General features: G+C 40.3%; 25 protein-coding genes. 2 read left to right on the top strand and 23 right to left on the bottom strand.

The genetic code is table 11. From position 1 onward, the window contains the following. Window positions 1-349: 349 nt before the first annotated feature. From POF51_RS29580 to POF51_RS29475, 22 genes are all read right to left on the bottom strand, one after another. Window positions 350-586, bottom strand: coding sequence for a hypothetical protein (locus tag POF51_RS29580; RefSeq protein ID WP_271756601.1), 237 nt, complete (start codon window positions 584-586; stop codon window positions 350-352). After that, a complete protein-coding gene (locus POF51_RS29575) occupies window positions 576-1,214 on the bottom strand; it encodes a hypothetical protein (RefSeq protein WP_271756600.1) in 639 nt (212 codons plus the stop codon). Before POF51_RS29575 ends, POF51_RS29580 begins: the two co-directional genes overlap by 11 nt. A gap of 78 nt (window positions 1,215-1,292) precedes the next feature. Continuing rightward, entirely contained in the window at window positions 1,293-2,033 is a 741-nt protein-coding gene (locus POF51_RS29570; protein ID WP_271756599.1) for a hypothetical protein, read from the bottom strand. A 441-nt stretch (window positions 2,034-2,474) separates the two neighbouring features. After that, window positions 2,475-3,326: an HNH endonuclease gene (locus tag POF51_RS29565; RefSeq protein WP_271756598.1), complete on the bottom strand. Its 852-nt coding sequence runs from the start codon at window positions 3,324-3,326 to the stop codon at window positions 2,475-2,477. 152 nt (window positions 3,327-3,478) lie between these two features. Beyond that, window positions 3,479-3,910, bottom strand: a complete 432-nt coding sequence (locus POF51_RS29560) for a hypothetical protein (RefSeq protein WP_271756597.1) — start codon at window positions 3,908-3,910, stop codon at window positions 3,479-3,481. Window positions 3,911-4,032: 122 nt separating this feature from the next. Next, window positions 4,033-4,980: a helix-turn-helix domain-containing protein gene (locus tag POF51_RS29555; RefSeq protein WP_271756596.1), complete on the bottom strand. Its 948-nt coding sequence runs from the start codon at window positions 4,978-4,980 to the stop codon at window positions 4,033-4,035. A 251-nt stretch (window positions 4,981-5,231) separates the two neighbouring features. Beyond that, window positions 5,232-5,432, bottom strand: a complete 201-nt coding sequence (locus POF51_RS29550) for a hypothetical protein (RefSeq protein ID WP_271756595.1) — start codon at window positions 5,430-5,432, stop codon at window positions 5,232-5,234. Window positions 5,433-5,524: 92 nt separating this feature from the next. Next, window positions 5,525-5,818 carry a hypothetical protein gene (locus POF51_RS29545; protein ID WP_271756594.1) on the bottom strand — a complete coding sequence of 98 codons (294 nt, stop codon included), beginning with the start codon at window positions 5,816-5,818 and terminating at the stop codon, window positions 5,525-5,527. A 33-nt stretch (window positions 5,819-5,851) separates the two neighbouring features. Next, window positions 5,852-6,148: a hypothetical protein gene (locus tag POF51_RS29540; protein ID WP_271756593.1), complete on the bottom strand. Its 297-nt coding sequence runs from the start codon at window positions 6,146-6,148 to the stop codon at window positions 5,852-5,854. 39 nt (window positions 6,149-6,187) lie between these two features. Further along, a complete protein-coding gene (locus tag POF51_RS29535; RefSeq protein WP_271756592.1) occupies window positions 6,188-6,544 on the bottom strand; it encodes a hypothetical protein in 357 nt (118 codons plus the stop codon). A 388-nt stretch (window positions 6,545-6,932) separates the two neighbouring features. Then, window positions 6,933-7,172, bottom strand: a complete 240-nt coding sequence (locus tag POF51_RS29530) for a hypothetical protein (protein ID WP_271756591.1) — start codon at window positions 7,170-7,172, stop codon at window positions 6,933-6,935. Window positions 7,173-7,308: 136 nt separating this feature from the next. Beyond that, a complete protein-coding gene (locus POF51_RS29525; RefSeq protein ID WP_271756590.1) occupies window positions 7,309-8,355 on the bottom strand; it encodes a phosphoadenosine phosphosulfate reductase domain-containing protein in 1,047 nt (348 codons plus the stop codon). Window positions 8,356-8,550: 195 nt separating this feature from the next. Beyond that, window positions 8,551-8,859 (bottom strand): hypothetical protein, encoded by a 309-nt coding sequence (locus POF51_RS29520; RefSeq protein ID WP_271756589.1) that lies wholly within the window; start codon window positions 8,857-8,859, stop codon window positions 8,551-8,553. 143 nt (window positions 8,860-9,002) lie between these two features. Beyond that, window positions 9,003-10,487, bottom strand: a complete 1,485-nt coding sequence (locus POF51_RS29515) for a DNA cytosine methyltransferase (RefSeq protein WP_271756588.1) — start codon at window positions 10,485-10,487, stop codon at window positions 9,003-9,005. A gap of 43 nt (window positions 10,488-10,530) precedes the next feature. After that, window positions 10,531-10,797 (bottom strand): hypothetical protein, encoded by a 267-nt coding sequence (locus POF51_RS29510; RefSeq protein WP_271756587.1) that lies wholly within the window; start codon window positions 10,795-10,797, stop codon window positions 10,531-10,533. Window positions 10,798-10,944: 147 nt separating this feature from the next. Continuing rightward, window positions 10,945-11,508 carry a hypothetical protein gene (locus tag POF51_RS29505; protein WP_271756586.1) on the bottom strand — a complete coding sequence of 188 codons (564 nt, stop codon included), beginning with the start codon at window positions 11,506-11,508 and terminating at the stop codon, window positions 10,945-10,947. 175 nt (window positions 11,509-11,683) lie between these two features. Next, window positions 11,684-12,670 carry a DNA cytosine methyltransferase gene (locus POF51_RS29500; RefSeq protein WP_271756585.1) on the bottom strand — a complete coding sequence of 329 codons (987 nt, stop codon included), beginning with the start codon at window positions 12,668-12,670 and terminating at the stop codon, window positions 11,684-11,686. Between the two features lie 202 nt (window positions 12,671-12,872). Next, window positions 12,873-13,394, bottom strand: coding sequence for a hypothetical protein (locus POF51_RS29495; protein WP_271756584.1), 522 nt, complete (start codon window positions 13,392-13,394; stop codon window positions 12,873-12,875). A gap of 257 nt (window positions 13,395-13,651) precedes the next feature. Further along, the gene (locus tag POF51_RS29490) at window positions 13,652-14,083 is read right to left on the bottom strand and encodes a GNAT family N-acetyltransferase (RefSeq protein ID WP_271756583.1); all 432 of its coding nucleotides are present in this window, start codon (window positions 14,081-14,083) and stop codon (window positions 13,652-13,654) included. A gap of 85 nt (window positions 14,084-14,168) precedes the next feature. Beyond that, entirely contained in the window at window positions 14,169-14,537 is a 369-nt protein-coding gene (locus POF51_RS29485) for a hypothetical protein (protein ID WP_271756582.1), read from the bottom strand. A gap of 572 nt (window positions 14,538-15,109) precedes the next feature. Further along, a complete protein-coding gene (locus POF51_RS29480) occupies window positions 15,110-15,391 on the bottom strand; it encodes a hypothetical protein (RefSeq protein WP_271756581.1) in 282 nt (93 codons plus the stop codon). A 3-nt stretch (window positions 15,392-15,394) separates the two neighbouring features. Continuing rightward, window positions 15,395-15,829, bottom strand: coding sequence for a DUF6884 domain-containing protein (locus POF51_RS29475; RefSeq protein ID WP_271756580.1), 435 nt, complete (start codon window positions 15,827-15,829; stop codon window positions 15,395-15,397). Between the two features lie 464 nt (window positions 15,830-16,293). On the opposite strand from POF51_RS29475, the gene POF51_RS29470 reads away from it, so the two are divergent. Then, window positions 16,294-16,566: an HU family DNA-binding protein gene (locus POF51_RS29470; RefSeq protein WP_271756579.1), complete on the top strand. Its 273-nt coding sequence runs from the start codon at window positions 16,294-16,296 to the stop codon at window positions 16,564-16,566. Window positions 16,567-16,716: 150 nt separating this feature from the next. Beyond that, window positions 16,717-17,466, top strand: a complete 750-nt coding sequence (locus POF51_RS29465) for a helix-turn-helix transcriptional regulator (protein ID WP_271756578.1) — start codon at window positions 16,717-16,719, stop codon at window positions 17,464-17,466. A gap of 207 nt (window positions 17,467-17,673) precedes the next feature. Here POF51_RS29465 and POF51_RS29460 read toward each other — a convergent pair whose 3' ends face one another. Then, window positions 17,674-19,113, bottom strand: coding sequence for an amidohydrolase family protein (locus tag POF51_RS29460; RefSeq protein ID WP_271756577.1), 1,440 nt, complete (start codon window positions 19,111-19,113; stop codon window positions 17,674-17,676). Window positions 19,114-20,055: the final 942 nt, after the last annotated feature.

Genomic DNA, 20,055 nt, shown 5'->3' with positions numbered 1-20,055 from the left:
CATCACATGGAACAACCATTTCGTAGAAACTTGGATAGTTCAATGTCTTCTCTTGCGTACTCCGAAAGATATTGTTCTTCGATCATTCGTAACGCGTCCGTTCCAGTTTCGTATTCCACATCACTGTCTCTTCTTCGGTATTCACAAATCACAACTTGGATTTTTAAAGTCCGGCCCCAGAGAAAGCGAGAGGCAGTCACATAAACCTTATGGGTTATACTTGCAAGTAGCTCATTATCTATTGAAATGCATCTTGGTTCCATAAACATTCAGCCTCCGTTTTGGAAAAGTAAGAAAGGTAGACGAACTCCAAAGAGAAACCATCCCCTTGGAGTCACTTCGAAGGATGTTAGAGATTTGCTGAAATCATGGATGCATTTTGAAGGGAATACTCTTCAATAAATTCCCTTAATTTTGGAACCAAGGGAATGACTTCTTCGTAATAATTCATGTCATTCGTAATCATTAAGTCCATAAATTCTGTGAGTCCAACCGCTTTATCTGTGTTGTTCGAGTGTACAGCAAAGGCGCCCTCTTCATAGGTGACAGTAACCCGGTATGGATACACTCTAACCTTAACCTTCATTTTCAAGGACCCCACGAACTTCACGGACGCCACTAACTATAACCGTGTTAGGAACGTATCCACTGGTCGTAATCGGCCGTGATTTAACATTCCTAACTGCGATTTCTGCGGACGAAGCGATTACTCTGACGGTTTCCGCAACTAACCACCCGACTTCAACATCATATTCTTTCACGTCAAACTCGCTGTGAGGAAGAACACCTATGAACACCCAAATTTGTTCGGATGAACGCCGTTCAATTCGTTCTAGGTGATAGCTTGATGAACAGTGACATACCCGATATAACTCGGTAGAATCAATGTCTTGGTTAGTCATTCGCACATAGTAGTATTCCGCAATATCATCATGGTTTTCGAACGTAATCGAAGCGACTGAAGCTTCTCCGTACAGGCTCGTTAAATGCTGCACGAGGCGTTCCTGGTACATACCATGTGTAGCTACTTCATTGTTCTCTTCATCGGGTACTACTCCCCCAAAAGGATCAAATTGCTGTATCGTTTCGGGGATCAATATACTAGAGAGATAGTATTCCACACCATTTGCGACCTCTACCGCATGTTCTTCAGAACGGATGTCATCATAATTGTCTTGAACATAGGCCTTCAAGAAAGTGAGTAATTTACTCATACATAGCCCTCCTATTAATCACCTTAATTTGTTTAAAACAGGTATGATTTGTAAGCCTAAAAGAGAAAGCACCACCAATCACTCTGGCGCTGCTTTTGCTCTTGCTACTTCATTTCCAAACCTTACTCGCATATCTACATCAATAATCTCTCTTTCCTCACGAACTAGACCAAACAAGGCACGAATAAAGCCGAGTTCAAACCGTCGAAACTCTTCTTCAATACTTTCTAGTCGCCTTTTATCCTCATAGAGCGTGTAGAACCGGACTCCTTCTTGCGCCATCTCTTTAAGAGCAAGCCCTGTTAGCTTAATTCCGTTAAACATGACAAAGAGGCGTTTTTCTTGTCGTACTTTATGACCTTGTCCTGATCCAATAAACCTTCCTATGCAATAAATCGCTGTGTTCTGTATGTTTTCTACTGATACATGAAGAGCCCGATTAAGCTTGACATGCCTCATCGTTGTTTCATAGTCCATCAAACTTGTAGATGTTTTTGAATCATCTTCATACCCATATTGATACTCGATCGCATATGGAACAGTGACAGAGTAAATGAACCCTGGAAGGATTTCAGGTGGATTGCTGCAATAAGCTACAGCTTGAGTTTTAAGATTCTTTCGCTTTTCTTCGTTTTCATCTCGAATAAAATTTTGAAGAAGTGGGAGGATTTCGGCTTTGATCTTTCTCGATCCCTTCCCTGTCACCTTGTCAATAGGGCGATGGGAGAATGCGTTGTAGCTAGTAACACTAACTTCAATGTTGTCCCCACTGATTTGATACTCAAAGCTTCCGATGCGATTTACAGTATAGTTCGACATTATGCTTCCACCTCGACTTGATTAATTTCATAAAAAAAGATGCTCCAATCATAAGGAGCATCCAACAGAATATTTCTAGCGAGTCATACTAAGAAATGATAGTCTTCAATAGCTTTCGAATTAACGCCTCCTTTATCATTTTGGTTCCCATTTGTCCCGGAAAACAAAAAAAGACCCATTTGGAAGGCATAATGGAAGAAACCCATCTTGCCGACCAAACAGGTCGATTCTAGTAGATCCGAAACTTTCGGGTAAAGGTACATTCAACAGAGAAACACATTAATTGATAACTGACTTCTATGTTATCACAGTTTTCGTTCTAAGCAAATAACTGTCATATGTCCAAACCGATTAACTTAATAGGTACAATCCCGCTTTCGAAGACAGCTAAAACTAAAATACTTAGAAGAGCGTCAATTGAATCTGTGCTGAGAACTAAAACTACTCTAAGTGATAATTCAAGTATACAGGGAAACGAGTATCGTTCTTTGTTATAAAGAAAAGATTCCCCTCCAGATCCCTATGTAATTGGTCACATCCGCCTTCGAAGTAATGCAGAACCTTATGGTGGTGTGGGCATACAATGATGGCATTTTGAGCAGTATCTAGTTCGCCATGTTCCTCTTCGTTATAACTTGCGTGTTTTACCGTGGATATTGGAACGATATGATGCAACTCGGTGTAGTATCCATCTTCAGTGATGATCCTTGGAATAGGAAATTCGGGATTACACAATTGGCAGGTGTCCATATATAGTCTTTTTAAATGAATAACTAGAGCCTTAGATCTTTGGATTCTTTCTATTTTTTCAAGTGTTGTTGTAGTAAGCACGTTAGAAATTTTGTGTATCTTTACTAAAAGTTCACCTTTACCATTCTGCTCGGATTCCTCCAGCAAATTAAACAATTGTGTTTCGAAATTTAGTGGTAATGGTAAATAGGCGTAAACGGTACGATGGCTTTCTCTAACTAATAGCGCGAATCCCATCTCTCTTTTATAACTTGGGGGCGGTATCAACCAATAACTCTTTTTATCAGGGATCGCAAAGCGATAAATTCGATTAGAGATCATTTTTAATAATACATCTCTGTCTTCATCACTTATGCTTTCGCGTACCCATTTATATTCTTTGTTTGTATGATCGTAAGCACGCATAGCAGCGCTATATGCTGCATTGTATTCCAAGCCTAAAAAGTTGGCCAATGAAGTAACAGTAACACGGTATTCGAAATGAAGTTCAAATAATAGACGATGATCATGGGAATACTTCCATCGGTTGTCATCATAGTTCATAAACGCACCTCTGAATCAAGAAGTTTCATCTAAGAAAACTCTTGTTTGTCGTCAAAATTACATAGATCGAACTTAAACTATACTATCCTATTGCATTTTTTCTCATAGTGAATATATCAGGCAACCACGTACCAATATGATAGAATTAATAATTACATAGCCGTAACTAGTTTTTTAGCACTATATGATCGATAGTGCATAAGTATATGAACCGCTACAATGACGAGGACTGGAATAAAGTAAAGAGAGAAACTTTTATATAAAGCCCATCCTGTTGTGAAGAAAGGTGAAGCCATCCAGAACAATTCCCACTTTAAGGAGTAATCCTTGATGTAGTCCTTTAAAATCAGTGTGGCCGATTTAAGGTACAGATTTAGCAATGAAACCATTAAAGCGAAACTGATGATATAAGTTGAGAGATCGTCCATCTCATGCCACAAATGTGGGGACTGCTCATAGAAGTATCTCCCCAACAATCCAAGAGTAATAGCTGATACTGTAAGGAACTTGCTGAACTTTCGAATGGATTTGATTTCTTCCTGAAGATCTTTCTTTACGTTTTTAAATTTTCGTGTCAAGTTCATCTGCTATCCCCCCTACTCCCAATACGAAGTATTCTGAATAAAGTTTCTCCTAGTCTTTCACAAAAACAAAAAAACTCCTCAGACGATATGTCGAAGGAGTTTTGATGCTTATCCATAAGCTATTACTTTTCAAATTTTGAGCTGCAATCTTGACATACGAACCCGGTGTCTCTCTCTAACTCATCTCCAGTTTCACATATGCTGCATTCACCATATTGAAATAGCTCCCCAAATTGTAGCGAGGCCTCTATCACTCTAAACTGAATACTCTTAAAGAAAAATTCCCCTTCTTCCGTTCTAACTAGCTCCAAAAAGTCATCTTCGCTATTCCCCCTCAAAAATGGCTTTGCTTGAGAACGAACAAGGAAACGTACATCCTTCAGCCGAGTAAACTCATTCTGTTGATCCGTGATTTGTCCCGTCTTTATTGTTGAGTTCACCCATTTCATTCCCGTTAAAAACACATTCATGATCTTGGAGACAAATACATCTGGGCACGTTAAGAATGGCAAACCGGAAACGTCCTCAATGATCACTGTGTTGATCCCATCATGAGTATGCTTTTTGGGTATAAATTCAACCCAGCATACCGTCATAATCTCGTCAGAGAAAAAACTAAGCGGTACTCGGACATTACCATCTGTTCTAACTGAATTAGAACGAATATGTCTATTCAAAATGAGTTGCTGCAAACGTTTATTATTTTCTTCGTCACCATGATGACATCCAAGTTTATAACTTTCACTCAAAATATCTCGATAGAGATCGTTCATCGCAAGCATAATGGCTGGAGCTAAATTACCGGCATTTGCAAAATCAAGAAACATACCATTCTCTTTTGCTTGGGATATAAATGCGCAAAGATACTCATTCTCATGATGAGTTTCCGCCTTTAACAGCGCTTCTTCAATCCCCAAAATGTGTGCAAAACTAATGACTTCTTTTTCATCCATACGTCTTCGGCCGTCAACCAGTAGGCGAATCCTCTCCAAGGATATACCAACCTTGTCCGCAAACTCCTTCAGTGTCATACCGGTTTCTTGTATGTGCAATGCGAGATCTTTCTTCATCTTCATAACCCCTTTGTTAGTTAAGATTTGATCTATCCTGAGATTGGCACACCCTTCATACTTCTATATCTTCATTGAGATTTGACCATCCTCTTGAATCACACATGGCTATTTCGGTAGCATCTTGAAATTCTCGAAGTTTTTCTCGAACGGGGCCAGAGGCAATTCATCATGGAGTTCCGGAAGCTGCTTTAACGTTAATAGAACTGCACGTTGGTCATACAGTTCGTGCTCCCCATTTCCAAAATCAATTATTCTGATGCTATATCAAAATAAGTCATCCCATTCGCTCCGACTCTCCCCTCTGAGACTAATCCAGTACCCCAACAGTTGGAGCATTTCTCACTGTCAACAACACCAATACCTTCACAATCTTGGCATGCTGTTAACGGAGGAATCGGGAGTTCGGTTTCTTCAGGGTAAGCATCATTATTCTGAAATACATCGTTCATCACATTTCTCCTATGCAAAAGAAGAAGAGACCCTCTTTTTACATAGGAATCCCTCTTCAAATAGATTCTTGGTCCATTCCGCATAACCACAGCTACACCCTTTCAATCGAGAATGTAACCTCTAATCCATCAAAACTATTAGAGATGGAAATGTGTCCATGGCTACCATCATCATTCGCATGCCAATCATTGATTTCGTTAATATGTCTTTTATACTTCTCTCGGAACTGAGAAACTGCTCCGTCGATCGAACTAGATTCAAAGATGTCATATCCTACATTTGGTGATTCATAGAAAAACCAATAAAAGGCTTCTTGATCATCAGGCGTTTCCTCTTCGCTTTGGTTTCGATTCAATATAAACTTGTAAATTGACATTTCATACACAGGAATGCTCCTCCTTAATGAAATCCAGTAGATCTAATTCATCTGTTCAATGGAAAAGACCACATACTTCCCATCGAACTTATTACAAATAATGAGAACACCTTTTGTACCATCCTCATTTAATGTGGAATCGAAGGTCATTTTAATTTGCTTCGTGTATTTTGACTTAAAAGCAACCATAGCCCCTTCTATTTCTCCAGCAGGTAAAATGTCATGATCACTACCGGTACTCTCAAAAAAGGCCCATGAAAATGAGTTTTGATCATCTTTACTCACTGCCTTACTTTCGTTATAGGCTACAGTGAACTTATACTCTCTTATCTGGCACATGAAATCGTCCTCCCTTACTTTTCAACAGTTCATGTCTTCTTAGGTTTTCGTTCTATCGATCAGCTGCAATCTCTTGGCGATTTCAAAGGTAGCAGCCAGTTGAGATGCTGTTATCGGGCCAATTCCTTCAATTCTCAAAAAGTCTTTTTCTGTCATGTTCATGAGCTGATTGATCTCAATCCCATTCGCTAACCGCTCACAAACCACTCGTGCCTTCGGTCCACGCAGAATCGTTCCCAAGAGATACTTCATCGTGACTCCGCCAGCTCCAAACTCAAAGATAAAGTCAGAGCTAATACGGGCGAACGAAGGCATCACCACGGCCTCTTCAGCGCCGTCAATGGTCAGTTGATAATACTTTTTACACTCTTCTACTTCACTTTCCGATTTCAACATATATCTTCACTCCGTTTACCTCCCCGCTTTTGGCGGGAAAGTAATTCTCCCTACCAAAGGGGTGTAACACAGTAGTTGTATGGTCTTAATTAATTCTGCTGATTAAAAATAAGAAGTTTGCTCCCAATCCCTCCTCTTGGTTTTTTGGAAAAACGCAAAAAAACCCAGCAGGAGATAGGATGGAATAAAACCATCTTATCAACCCAACTGGGTCATACATTTTTCCCGAAATCTTTCGGATCTGCAACATGCAATAAAAGATAATCAACAAAGGTTAACAATCTTATATTATCATATTAGAAGGTTTGTAGCTATATCCTTTGATTACCTGAATTATTGACGTGGAAATTTCTAACCGCATGTGTAGAGATATAATTTGAACCTACTGTTATTTATATTGGAATAAAGAATATTCGGCAGGAATAACGGTGATCTTATCCATTTCAAATAAATCAATCTCCCCTGCACCGTTCTCACTTGCTACCTTATAAAATTCCCTGTAATTCCAATTTGCAGGAGTTATCCCAATATCATGAATCCTTTTTGAAACAGCTTCAAAAGTTTCCTCTTTTCCCTTTAATTTTCTCAAGGCCTTAAATTCTCTACCCCTATATGTGAAGCTAGTCATTTTACACACTCTCCTTGAATTCATCAACTTTATAATAGTGATCAATAATTTGTTCATTCATCACACTTCTCATGATTGTTATACTGATAGGTTTTGAAGTGTTTCCTTGCCGTAAATTCTTGATTCATTTTTCAAATCAAAAGGAAACGAAACACCCACATCCTCCTATATCGAACATATCCATTTGGATACCTTTTACTTCTACATCCATGTTAAAATCTCGAAGTAAATACGGCTTGGACGGATATTTTATTTTCGTTTCTTCTATTCCCTCTTCGTTCTTCTCTAATACAACAATTGGGTCTCCGCTTTTTTTCTTCATAAAACTATACATTCTTATGTTCATTTCTACAGAACTTGCAGCTGGGTGAATATACACCTTCGGCCGAGCAGCCCTACCATAAAAGTAGTCCCGATAAGCTTCATCCAATTCAGCAAGAAACATTTCTCTTACCTCTTCGTTCCAACCATCTCGGCCGTCTGACTCCATATCTTTTAAATAGCGATAAGAAGATACATACAAACTCATATGGTACTCCTTCTCCAAGAGGTCCTGATAAACGAATGGCATTTTCTGTTTCAAGTTAGAGAAATGAGTTCTGCCCGCTTTTACGCATCGACCATTACAATTGTTATGCGAAAACCCTAGATGATACAATAAAGGCTTTTTGATGTTATACTTTCTTAGAGTTTCATCATGGTCTATATGCTGTTCAATTAACGGCATTTTCACCACGAATGGATGCCAATTCTCTACAATGGCTTTCTCTCGATGAAGCTCCTCAAAACCAATGCCAAAGTATAAGATGGCATTCTCTATGAAATCATCATTCTTCAGATATTGTTGGTTGCGCCATTCCTCAATCGCTGGTCGTTTCCTTTTCTTTAAAAAGTCAGATGCAACTTTCATCTTTAGCACTTTTGAACATTCCCCAATCAAATTGTTGAACACGAGCTTCAATTCAAACATCAATTCGATTGGATTAAGCCCTAAACTGTGTATAAGCATCGGGAGCTGTAATTTATCCGAAGCCTCTTTAATAAATCGGTACAAATCATCATTTTCCCAAAGTGTATCCGTAAAGTAGAGGACAATGTTATCGTCAGGAAACTTACACTTTACATAGTCTGCTACTGAGAAACTAGCTAAGCCGCCACTCATAAAGATGATATGATTAAGCATGCGTACCTCCATGGTCTATTTTTCTAAAATATGGATCTCGTGCAGTAACGAAGAAATACCGTTAACTATGACAAGGTCATAAATCTGCTTAGAGTGTCCTTCCTGAACAGTGGTTGCTTTCTTTTCCTTAAAGATTCAGATGCAACCTTCATCTAAAGGAAGTTTAGGTTACTGCAAATAATAGAAAAACCGCGATTAATCGCGGTCTTTCCAGATAATATTGTGAATGATATGCAATATTCGATCTACAATCTCAGATGGAACACCTTTCTCATTCAATTTCGACCCTAACGTTTTTTCCAGTGGAAGACTTAAATCGTAGGACTCAACCCAAACATCATTCGTCTCATTAAACCCCTCGCAGTCATCATATGTGATGTTGCATCCTGCTACGACTTCTTCGTTGAAGTTAATTGATTTGACGTTACCGCCACCATCAATCCACAAACTATATACCATACAACCTCCACCGGTATTGATGTACTCTTCGTTAGTAATATTCATTGATTTAATACCTCCACTATTAATCTACTTTTTCAATCAGCTTCTTACACTCATATATTCTTCAAAATGGATTTAAATTGTATTATCACTTAGACTGTGCATAACACACGGGGGGTATAACTTGATCGAAGCCTCTCAACGAATCAAAGTAAAGGAACCAGCTGCGCCTTGATGGTCTTGGCTAGAAAACGAGATACTCGATAATCTACTGCATTCTTCAGCATTTCAAAGATAGCAGTCCGACTTCCAAGAAAGATAAAATCATCGGGTAGACTAAAGAGCCTTGCTGTTTCTCTTACACTGATATAGCGTTCGAGTGTAGGGTGAAAAATTACGTGGTCTTGTACGTGAGCTACCGTATTTGCTTGACCATCTTCTTTCAAGCGCATGCAATAGTCAGTGAACTTCTTCTTCGCCGACCTCAAATGAATGGGTACGTCTTTTATACATCCACCTTGGGGCACATGGCGCATTCTCTCTAGAATCAAAGGTGTTGGTTGGAAAAATACGTCTTGTTGAGGAGCGCCTTCAATATTTTGAAAGGCCTGCTTCACTGTCCGATTCTCAAATAGAAAAGGAAGCTCTATTTGAGGTTGTGCGCCACAAATCCCCAGTATAAAGGAACGTATTCTTTTCTGAGCAGAGCCTAATTGGGTAGCATCAATAAGTCTTGGGATAATGTTGAAATTAGAAAGTCTTTCTTTGAATCTTTTCACAAATATCCCTTTCTTTACTGAGATAAAGTCCTCAACATTCTCAATCAAAAACGCCTTTGCTTTACTCCAATTAATGATATCAATGGCTTTTTCTACAAGCGGGTAATGCTCTTCTTCACTATCTCTGAAGTTCGTTTTTGTATTTAACCTGCTGAAGTTGACGCAAGGTATCCCAGCTGCCACGAATTCTACTTGTGGAATATCTTGTTCAGTCAGAGCCATTACATCACGCATGAGAATGTGATCGCCTATATTCTGACGATAGGTTTGGATATGAGAGTCACGCATGGTCCTCGCATCAAAGCGATCGTTAGCAAATACGATATCGTAACCTTCGTTTTTAAATCCAAGGTCTAGGCATCCGCTTCCGCTAAAAAGTGAAAGCATCTTGATCGCTTTCTCTTTTAACGATGGCCGTCCAGAAGTTGAACTCTGGTCAATCTCCATTTGATTTGTCCGAAATAAATCAAAAATCGTTAGTTGATCATAATTGGCTGCTTTCGCAAACTCATTTACACTAATAGAAAATCTATTGTTTTCAGCTTGAGTTTTCTGGTTTCTGACCTCATCTAGACAAACGACTTTTGATTTGGTGCATGCTTCTTCAATGACTGTAAAGAGGATTTTTCCTTTTGAAATCTCCATCTCCACTTTTTGTTGTCGAGCAAAAAAGGTTCGTATCTCTTCACCTTTGATATCTATAACCGGAACCTTTTTCCCGGTTCTTTGCGTTGTTTGAGCTACTTTCCGTTTCGAGTCTCTCCCAACGGTTACAGTCACAGTCTTATTTACCTGATCCACTGTATACTGTATAGGTTGACCGATACCAAACCCATACTTACATAAGTACTGAGCCTCTAAATACAAGCGTTCTTTAATGGTATACCAACGTTTTTTTAGAGCATTCTCCATTAGTCAACACCTCATGTTAGAATTAATTAATTGTCTCCAACAGCTACTTTTTGTTCTGTGCAAAATCGTTACATTTGTAGACCCCATCAACATAAATGGCAACCAAATAGGTAATTTCCATAGGCAACTGGCTCATAGCTTCTTTCAACTTGTATCTGGTTCTACGTTTGATTTTGGAAGGTATTCGATCTCCATTTTGTGTGATGAAGTCCACACGAATTTGAAAATCCCATCTGACCGGTTCAATAGTTGCACCTGGACTTATCTCTTTCCGAATGATTGGAACTCTTGTTTCTTGTTGCATAGTCATTGTTCACTCCTCATTTCACTAGGTTTTATGAGTCAAAAGAAAAGAACCCGTTAGGGATTTGGGAGGCTTACGCCATCCTTATCACATAACAGGCTCTCTATTGATGAAGCTTGCGAATTAGATTAGGTCATATTTACAAATCAATGGTTACGATTTGCGCTTCATATCCTCACCGTTGTCTTCCTCTTCTTTGATATTCTCATTTGCCCCATTGGTGTGCTGCTCCCACCTGTCTTGATTCCAACCGTCATCCCAAATGAATTCGAGTTCGTACTCCCCCGTCTCCGCATTCCAGACGATTTCGTAGTATCCCGGCATCATCTCGTAATCATCATCATTGCCAGTAAACTTGATCCAGATTGGAATGACGCCGACCAATTTGTCTTTTCCACTTTCGCTTGGCAGGAAGTACAGCATGGCGTAATCGTTCATCCACGGCACTTTGTAGCCCTTCACGACATCCTGATCCGTGAACCAAACAAGCTTATCTGTGCCTTTCACAATCGCTTTGAACTTCGTCTCGTCGCCATTCACGCTTTTTACAAAATACAACTCTCGATATACATCTTCGCCGTGTTCGATTCTCAGATCCTCCAAAACCTTTTCTGCCTTGGCTTCATAATGAGTTTCAGCCTGTACAGACGTAACTCCGAAGTTCAATAAACCCAAAGCAAGCGTCAATACAAGAACCAAGCTTTTCAGCGTTTTCATGATAGGATACACCCTTTTCTTTTATTGGTTTTAACTTTACCATTCTTTCGCAATTGATGCTCTTCTTGCTCGGCATATTTTATATCGAAAGATGTGTACTTTGAAGAGTGTACTTAGGCTCTCCAACCACAACATCCATAAATAAAAATGCCCTTTCTAATAAGGTATCGTGATATTAACCAGTCCTTAGAACCGCTTTGAGCTGCTCATATATTGCTCTCGCTAATGCCTGACCAACTGGATATGCAACTCCATTTCCTACCAATCGATACTGTTGTGTAATCTTGATCTCTAGCGGAATTACATACGAATCCGGAACATCCATTAAACGAAGCATTTCACGAACCGTTATCTTTCGGTTCTCCGAAGGATGTAAAAACTCTCTTCCATCTTTTGCGATATGAGATAGGAGTGTATGACACTGTTTATCCCACTGTAATCGGCGTAATGGATGCCATTGGTTAAGTTTCGGGTTATTGGTGATATGAAGTATTCGTTCAGGGGAGGGACTCGTCCAAGTGACAACATGATTAGGGATACTTCCATCATTCAGATCCAGTTCTGAGGATTCTGTTGGAGCGGGTAAATCCCATATAGCATCACGGACGTTTTTGCGGAAAGATCGAGGTCTTGGAAATTGAAAGGTAAATCCTAAATCAAACCGAATACCTACAATAAAAAGCCTTTTTCGGTCAGATGGATTACCGTAATGAGTCGCTTCCATTTCTTCGTAAGAAACTAAGTACCCTAACTCTTCGAATGAGTGAACTAGTCTATGCAGAGTGTCAGCATGCCTGTTTTTCATTCCACTAACATTCTCAAAAAGGAACACCTTGGGCATCTTCTTCCTTACAATTTGAAGATATGTCCAGACCAGGTTACCACTATCTCCAACTTCACCACGGTTCGCTCCGCCTGACGAGTAATCCGTGCAAGGCGGACCCCCTATATAGAGATCTGCACATGGAATGTCATCGATATCTAATGCGGTTATGTCTTCAATCGCAACATGATCCCCAACATTTTCTTGATAACTTCGAGCAGCTGAAGGATTGACCTCATTTGCCCAAATGATACGAAATAGATCCTTAAATGCATAATCGAGTAAGCCCCCACCTGCAAAAAACGAGCAAGCAGTTAACTTCTGACCAAGCAGTGACATCGTATAGCCCTCTCTTCAAATAAAGCTCACAGGCTTTATTGAGAGGACAATCGATCTGGAAAACATCGGGATGCTTCCTGCACTTGCAAAAGGGCTTCCAGTTAGCTATTCCTAACGCCCTGCCCTTTGCTGCAACGATTTTATGGAGTACTAAAGACTTGAGACGCACCTACCATTTGTTTACCCGTGGCACAAGGCGCTCTCACTCCCCCAACCCATTTACAATGGGCAATGTCATGGACCTTTTTCGTTTCCTTTCCAGGCGCAACTCTCTTTGAACCGAAAACCAGGTACTGTCTCGATACTTAGATCGATCCTCTTCAGCACAAAACAACTCCATCGTGGAGGCGCAATTCTTTTCGCCTATTGCTTCACATTCATTACAATACTGTTCCACGAATCGTTGAGCTTCGCTCACTTCTACTTCATAGAAGGATTGAATGGACATCTTCCCAGTAAAGAAAAGCCCATTCTGTATGTACTCTTGGATCTTGTTCTTCTCAATCGCAAAGACACTAGTGGTGTCATAACGAAGGGATGAAGCAAAATCGGAATACAACTGAATAGGCTCTTTTCTGCCGTCTACTGTTTGCTTGGCATAATAGATGCTTTTCCGCGCTCTATTTACCGGGAAGCAGTAGTACGTTTCCTCACAATGGATGATTTCTTGAAACTTCCCTGTTTTCTTCCCAAAACTGTTAACATGAACAATATTGGGCTTCATATTGTCTCTCACCTCCTTTCAAATATGCTCTCCACGCAAAAAAGACCTGCTGGAAAGGCATGATGGAATAAACCATCAAACCGACCAGCAGGTCTATACAAGTTCCCCGAAAAATTCCGGATGTACTAGTGGAGTCAACATAAACAAGAAAATAATGTTTCTTGATATAGTATAACCTATGTCTCTTGTAGTAGCTATTAAATTTCTTAGTTGGAAAGATAACATTTCTATCACTTACTGACAGAATGGTTTACTCTTTAGGTCACTTTGAACACTACAGTATTTGTATCCTCCCTATAGAATTCTTCATCAGCAACAAAGCCGTTAGATAAGAAGAATCGCTCCGCATCAAAGGTGAAAGGATGCGCGGATATGTATCCTTTCTTGATACTTTTCTTTAATAAACATAGGACATGTGAACCTATTCCTTTCGCTCTAAACTCTGGGAAAATGAACAAGAAATCGATATGGTAAATGGTTTCATCATCTGAGGTGGTGAGGTTCCTGCCGGTGCATACTCCTACTAGTTGATTCCCAAACATAACACCTGTGCAATTAATGTAGAATTCATTAATTAAGCTGACAAGATCTGCATCTTCTAGCGATAGTTGCTCATAATTGATCATCGATTGTAGCTTCTCAATATGCTGTAGAGTTAATGGAGTTAAACTAGTTTTCATTTCATTCATCCGCTTACCTCCATTACGAGTGGTTAATTTGAACAACTATCCATTGCCACTGGATAAGCAACTCTATCTCCTCTCCAACAATCCATCACGTATATTTGATAAGGTTATTCCTGATATACGCTCTGATCGAATCTAGCTCCCCCAACTTAAGTGTCTCCAAAACCCCTTGATCCATCAGCTCGCAAAGTCTTTGAGGAGATGTTGCAAGAATTTCAGGTTCATTGAACTCATAATCCTCTTCGACTACTTCTCTAGTAATTCTGCCCCTAGCATCGAACATGACATTGTCAGAGCCAATGCAGTATGCATGAACAAGAGCGGTATCAATTTTCATCCCATCTTTGTCAAACCACGCCTCAAGATCCCAGAATAGTTCAATAGAATACCCAAGTTCTTCTTGTAAGGCTAAAGCAAAGATGTGACATCTCCCATAAAGATAAGTGTCCAGATTCATAGTAGTTCTCCTTCTCATTCAAAATAAGTTGACCTCTTATTGAGGTTAATCTGCTTTGGGGACACAATCTAATCAGCTAACAACTCAAACAAACTTGTCATATTGATGGATAATCTCAAATACCTTTCTATCTTGACTGAACTGCCCGCCCTGGCTATCACTCCAACAATTCCACTTTCGTATACATTCACAATCAATTACACCATCTCAGTCATACCTTGCATTCAACAACTTTTTGGCTATTCTGATGCGAACTTGTGCTATACCTACTTATCGTTAAGCTGAAATGTGTAACCCGCTGACATAACATACAGTGCAACTATAATTAGTGGTGGAGTGGACTACAGGGGTGAATGGACATCTTCCCAATAAAAAAGCCCATTCTGTATGTTCCAAGATATTGTTTCTCCATTAGCAAAAGACACTTGAGGTGTCATGCAATTAGAAGAAGCAAAATCTGAATACAACAGAATAGGCTCTTTTTTGAAGTCCACTATTTGCATTGTGTAATAGAAGCTAGTACACGAACTATTTAACCAAATTATGCAGTACGATCCTCACATTAGATGATTTCATAGTTGAAATGATAACTGAAATGGATATCCGTTTGCTTTACCTTCTTTACGATTTGACTTCAGCTGTTTTTCTGTAGTTTGAACTTGTCCGCTATTAATAGATCTTTGTTCTAATGATATCTGCTTCAGTAGGTCATCAATATCATTTAAACACTGTAGATAACCACTACTGTAAGTCGAATGACTACTACCATGACTGGCCAAGAACGCCCACAAACTATATTTCTTTTTATCTTCTTGTATCCTGCTTTCTAATTTCTTGAAAATGTCTTCAGCCATTGGTTACTCAAACCCTTTCAGCTCTCGTGTATAATACCCCAACTGCTCTCCAATCCCTAAGCCCTTTAAAGGCACCTCACATTCAATTCCCAGACTCTCTAATATTGGGATTAAATCCTCGCGGTATTTTGATCCTGCTAAGAAAATGGCCTTTTTCAATGGGAGTTTTGCAAGTTGTTCATTTACAATCTTTGCCCATTGCTTTCGCTCTATGGAACTGAGATTGTTCAGAGTCTTCTCATATGGCTCAATCACCTGATCCAGAGGAAGAAGGCCATATTTTGCTGACAGGATAAAGATGTGGTCTGGTTTTAAATGTTGCTTTGCGTAGCACAACGCTTTCGAGAATAATGAGGAAGGTGAATACATCATTTCAGCTTCACAAGCCAATGGCTGCTTTTTCTTCGTACAACTAATTAATACAACAGTGTCTTTCATTCAACTTACCTCCTGCTTTTCTTAATAATTGGGTGTTTTCGGTCAGCTGCAAAAAGGGACAACCTCTTCGGACAAAGCAAAAAGCCCGAAGGGAGAAGCCACAGCAAAAAACACTGAGGAACTTCTAGCCTTCGGGCTAGTGAAACGAATCCGAATCCAATGCTCGGTAAATGGGCGATTGCTCTTAACAGCTTGAAATGAAGAAATGCTATGTAAGCCTAATCTTATCAAATCAGCACTCACTGGACAAGTTCACTGTAGACTTCTCATTAGAATTGATGTCAGCATTGAAATGAAGAGAAAAATACAGCTTATTTAAAAGGAAACGCCCTTCTGGGTTTTACATATGATATAGAGCCTACAGGATCGAGATTACGGATTCAGGGAAACAAACGTTCCCAAAACGCTTCCCTTTCCTCGCCTTTCCTAGTAAAATAAGAGGATATCGAGGAAAGGGTGTTACGATGAATAAAACAGAATTGATCGCAAAAGTTACAGAAGCGACAGAACTTACAAAAAAGGATTCCACCAAAGCAGTTGACTCTATGCTGGAAGCAATTGCCGATGCTCTTAAATCAGGCGATAAAGTATCTCTTATTGGTTTTGGTAACTTCGAAGTAAGAGAGCGGGCAGCTCGTAAAGGACGTAATCCTCAAACGGGTGAAGAGATTGAAATCGCTGCTTCCAAAATGCCAGCATTTAAAGCGGGCAAAGAACTGAAAGACAGTGTAAAGTAAACATTCAAATACATATATAGCTTCGAAGTGAAGGCCCTAACTGATTCATTGTTAGGGCCTTCACCACGTCACTAGTGCATCCATGTCACTACTATGCGAACGTACGCTTTCTTGTTAAAATCATAGTACTAACCTCAAAGGGGTAAAGTTATGACAGTTAAAGCAAAGGAATACCCCACTTGGGAGTTAGGTGGGATCATAAAAAAAGCAGAAGTGATTATGTACATTCTCTCTGTAATAAAAGCAGATTTGCCAGTAACAGGTATGGAGCTGGTTCGTCACGCAAAAGAGCTTAATTGGTCGGTCAGCGTTACTCATGTCTATAAACTATTAAAGAGCTTAGAAAAACACGATCCAAAAAAGGAACGATTTCCTATTCTCTCATCAAAATGGCTGGATGATGGTTGCAGAGAGCGATTATACTATTTACTCCCTTTAACAGGAGAAAACTTCGCTAACCATGCCATATCAACGATGCTTGAACGCATAGATCGTGTACATCAATTAATACGCAGTATCGAGCGGGAGCTATCTATAGATTCATCAATATCGCCAACCCCGATTCCCGATTCTCAAGAACTTCTTTCTGTTCGTGATTTGTACCGCGTTTGCCTTCTCTCACACGCGCAAAATGGCATTTCTATCCGTGATCAAATCAAAATCGGTGCTTTTGGGTTACACATAAATAAAGACCACTATCGTCTACAAGCTGAGTGGTTGGCCACTAACAACTATTTTGCATCTTCTACGGATTCAATAACATCTGAAGGTGAAGGGTATCTATTAGATTTAAAATCTCAATTAATCGCGCAACTTCCATATGCAAAACTACGAATAAAAGATTTAAAAGAATATCCAACCATATACCAAAGGAAAAGAATGGTTAAATCTCATCCATAAAGGCCTCAAACATAATGAATCCCCCAGACGTGCTACATAAGAGGACTGGGTGTTTTATGTTAAAAGGAGTATATTCAACAAGATGAACGGAAAAATGGCTGGTTCGGTAACTTTAAGAGCTACATCCAACGGTCATTTGTTCTTATCCGATCCATCAAAAGCAACCTTTCCGTTTGGATGACCCCGGCAGAAAGGTTGCTTTTGATCCTAGTTTTGCGATTTGTTTTTGTGGAATTCTAATGTTTGTTCCACTTCTTTTACTTTGTTGTATACGTCGGTCATGTCTTTTATATTCGTCTGATAGTCATAGGTCTTCAGCATTTTGTTTTCTACGATGATTTTCCCGTTGACGATAACATCGGTTACGTTTTGCGGGCCGGCAGCATAAACAAGTGTCGCGTACGGATCGTAGGTTGGGAATGTGTTCGGAGCGTGGACATCGACAATGATGATGTCCGCAAGTTTACCTTCTTCCAAGGAACCGATTTTGTCTCCGAGGCCTAGTGCCTTGGCTCCTCCGATGGTGGCCAGCGCGACTACCTTGCTTGGCGGCATCAGACTTTGGTCTTTGTTTACTAGTTTATGGACGCGTGCGGCATATCCCATGGTTCCAAATACATCCATTGTGTTGGAGCTCATTGGTCCGTCCGTCCCCAGTCCCATTGCGATGCCTGCCTGATCGATCTTGATGGCAGGAGCAACACCTGTCGCTCCCTTTGTATTGGCGATCGGATTGTGGGCAATGGAAGCCCCTCTTTGTTTTATCAATTGGATATCCTCATCTGAGATGTGGATGGCGTGGGCCAAAATAGTGTTGGTGTCCAAAATGCCGATTGAGTCAAAATATTTGATCACTGAATCGGATTTCACACCAAACTTTTTCTCGATCCGCTGCGTCTCGTCTGCAAACTCGGCTGTGTGAATGATAAACGGTACCTTGTATTTGTCAGCCAGTGCCTTAGATGCCTTGAGCATCTCAGGGCTTACTGTGAATGAAGCATGTGGAGCCACGGCAGGTATAATCAAATCATTGTTTTTATACTTCTTAATGAACTCCTCGGCGTATTGGAGTCCACCGTACGGCTTTGGAGCATCTACGACCGGAAAACTAATGACGGTCTCTCCCAGCACTCCTCTGATTCCAATGGTTTCTGTCGCTCTCGCGATTTCGTCTTCGTGATAGTACATATCGGAGTAGGTGGTCACTCCACCCATGGCCATTTCGATGACACCGTGGATGGACGCTTTATAGATCAGGTCACGGGAGAGGAGATTGCCCTCCAGCGGGAAAAAGACTTCGAACAGTCTATTTCCAACTCCCTCCTCCCCGATGCTGCGGAAAGCGACCATCGGCACGTGGTTATGGGTGTTCACCATGCCGGGCATCACAATATCTCCGCCTGCATCTACAACCTTGGGTGCATTGTATTCATCCGCCAGCTTTTCATTGCCGACAGCCACAATCTTGTTGTCTTTGACAACAATTGTTCCGTTGGCAAAGCGATCCTTCTTGCTGTTCATGGTCAGGACATGTCCATTTTTAATGATGAGGTCAGCATTTTTCTTCTCGATAGCCTGAGTCGTTGAAAAAGTTACCGAGACAAGTGCTACGGCCATTACGGATAATAAAGTCCATTTCTTCTTCATGTGATTCCTCCAGCCGAAATATTGAATTGAATAATCATTATAACATGTTAGAATATTGATTCAATTGGATTTAACTGAATGAACCTACTGTTATCGCGTTAATTCTATTTTTCTCCACACGGGGCTATTCTCTTCTTACTACTCGTCTAATTCAGTTTGCAAATGTTTATATACCCATAAAGTCCTAACTCACTGAGAATTCACTGCGAACGGTCTTGATAGGCAGCATCGCAACTCGTAAAAAGATGGTCAGTTTCATACCAAGAAAATACCTTGGTGAACTTGAAACCGAATAGAATCTATCCGCGTAAGCAGTCAAAGTACCCGCGCACTTAAGCATCATTGGATAATTCATCTCTGTCCCGTTTGGCGCTCGGTGCCGATACTTGGTTTTGACATATGAGGCAACCTTTCGAACTTTGTGGCTCCATTGCATCATCATAAGGTGTCGGGATAATTTGAAAATCCAATAGAAGTTCCCGAATTCGAGCCTAGGGTTGCTTGTAAACTTTCCTCTTTTGAAAAGTTGTCAAGGATACGAATAATCCTTACATTACGCTCCCCCGTTATCTCCATTTGTCTTTGAAGCTCTTGGTGATGTGGATACTCGAAGTCTTGATTCACGTCAATGCGCCTTCCACCGCGATTCCCATTCGTGTGCCATTCGATAGTATCTCCATTTTGACAATAGGTTCGTACTTGCTGTGGAGAAACACTCCAAATCGACCATGCTCCATTCAAACTGCTCCTTCTGCGGCAACTCCTCTTGTCGGCCGCACTTACGTGCCCGTTAGTTTAATGAATCGCATGGATTTTAACACTTATTTTTCAAGTCTAATTTCCAATGAACACGGGGACGTATTTGCATAAAAAAAGCCATCCCTTAAAGGAATGGCTGTTTCATTCATTCAAAACCGGATCTGCATGATCAGTTGCTAAGTG

The sequence above is a fragment of the Brevibacillus sp. AG genome, from assembly GCF_028369215.1.
In the GTDB taxonomy this organism is placed as follows: Bacteria; Bacillota; Bacilli; order Brevibacillales; family Brevibacillaceae; genus Brevibacillus; species Brevibacillus porteri.
Note: the sequence above shows the minus strand (reverse complement) of the source record. Positions and strands in the feature narration are given on the sequence as shown.

Coding starts and splice junctions, on each gene's coding strand:
- POF51_RS29580 (WP_271756601.1), bottom strand. CDS start 586: ATGAAGGTTAAGGTTAGAGTGTATCCATACCGGGTTACTGTCACCTAT.
- POF51_RS29575 (WP_271756600.1), bottom strand. CDS start 1,214: ATGAGTAAATTACTCACTTTCTTGAAGGCCTATGTTCAAGACAATTAT.
- POF51_RS29570 (WP_271756599.1), bottom strand. CDS start 2,033: ATGTCGAACTATACTGTAAATCGCATCGGAAGCTTTGAGTATCAAATC.
- POF51_RS29565 (WP_271756598.1), bottom strand. CDS start 3,326: ATGAACTATGATGACAACCGATGGAAGTATTCCCATGATCATCGTCTA.
- POF51_RS29560 (WP_271756597.1), bottom strand. CDS start 3,910: ATGAACTTGACACGAAAATTTAAAAACGTAAAGAAAGATCTTCAGGAA.
- POF51_RS29555 (WP_271756596.1), bottom strand. CDS start 4,980: ATGAAGAAAGATCTCGCATTGCACATACAAGAAACCGGTATGACACTG.
- POF51_RS29550 (WP_271756595.1), bottom strand. CDS start 5,432: ATGAACGATGTATTTCAGAATAATGATGCTTACCCTGAAGAAACCGAA.
- POF51_RS29540 (WP_271756593.1), bottom strand. CDS start 6,148: ATGTGCCAGATAAGAGAGTATAAGTTCACTGTAGCCTATAACGAAAGT.
- POF51_RS29535 (WP_271756592.1), bottom strand. CDS start 6,544: ATGTTGAAATCGGAAAGTGAAGTAGAAGAGTGTAAAAAGTATTATCAA.
- POF51_RS29530 (WP_271756591.1), bottom strand. CDS start 7,172: ATGACTAGCTTCACATATAGGGGTAGAGAATTTAAGGCCTTGAGAAAA.
- POF51_RS29525 (WP_271756590.1), bottom strand. CDS start 8,355: ATGCTTAATCATATCATCTTTATGAGTGGCGGCTTAGCTAGTTTCTCA.
- POF51_RS29520 (WP_271756589.1), bottom strand. CDS start 8,859: ATGAATATTACTAACGAAGAGTACATCAATACCGGTGGAGGTTGTATG.
- POF51_RS29515 (WP_271756588.1), bottom strand. CDS start 10,487: ATGGAGAATGCTCTAAAAAAACGTTGGTATACCATTAAAGAACGCTTG.
- POF51_RS29510 (WP_271756587.1), bottom strand. CDS start 10,797: ATGACTATGCAACAAGAAACAAGAGTTCCAATCATTCGGAAAGAGATA.
- POF51_RS29505 (WP_271756586.1), bottom strand. CDS start 11,508: ATGAAAACGCTGAAAAGCTTGGTTCTTGTATTGACGCTTGCTTTGGGT.
- POF51_RS29500 (WP_271756585.1), bottom strand. CDS start 12,670: ATGTCACTGCTTGGTCAGAAGTTAACTGCTTGCTCGTTTTTTGCAGGT.
- POF51_RS29495 (WP_271756584.1), bottom strand. CDS start 13,394: ATGAAGCCCAATATTGTTCATGTTAACAGTTTTGGGAAGAAAACAGGG.
- POF51_RS29490 (WP_271756583.1), bottom strand. CDS start 14,083: ATGAATGAAATGAAAACTAGTTTAACTCCATTAACTCTACAGCATATT.
- POF51_RS29485 (WP_271756582.1), bottom strand. CDS start 14,537: ATGAATCTGGACACTTATCTTTATGGGAGATGTCACATCTTTGCTTTA.
- POF51_RS29480 (WP_271756581.1), bottom strand. CDS start 15,391: ATGGCTGAAGACATTTTCAAGAAATTAGAAAGCAGGATACAAGAAGAT.
- POF51_RS29475 (WP_271756580.1), bottom strand. CDS start 15,829: ATGAAAGACACTGTTGTATTAATTAGTTGTACGAAGAAAAAGCAGCCA.
- POF51_RS29470 (WP_271756579.1), top strand. CDS start 16,294: ATGAATAAAACAGAATTGATCGCAAAAGTTACAGAAGCGACAGAACTT.
- POF51_RS29465 (WP_271756578.1), top strand. CDS start 16,717: ATGACAGTTAAAGCAAAGGAATACCCCACTTGGGAGTTAGGTGGGATC.
- POF51_RS29460 (WP_271756577.1), bottom strand. CDS start 19,113: ATGAAGAAGAAATGGACTTTATTATCCGTAATGGCCGTAGCACTTGTC.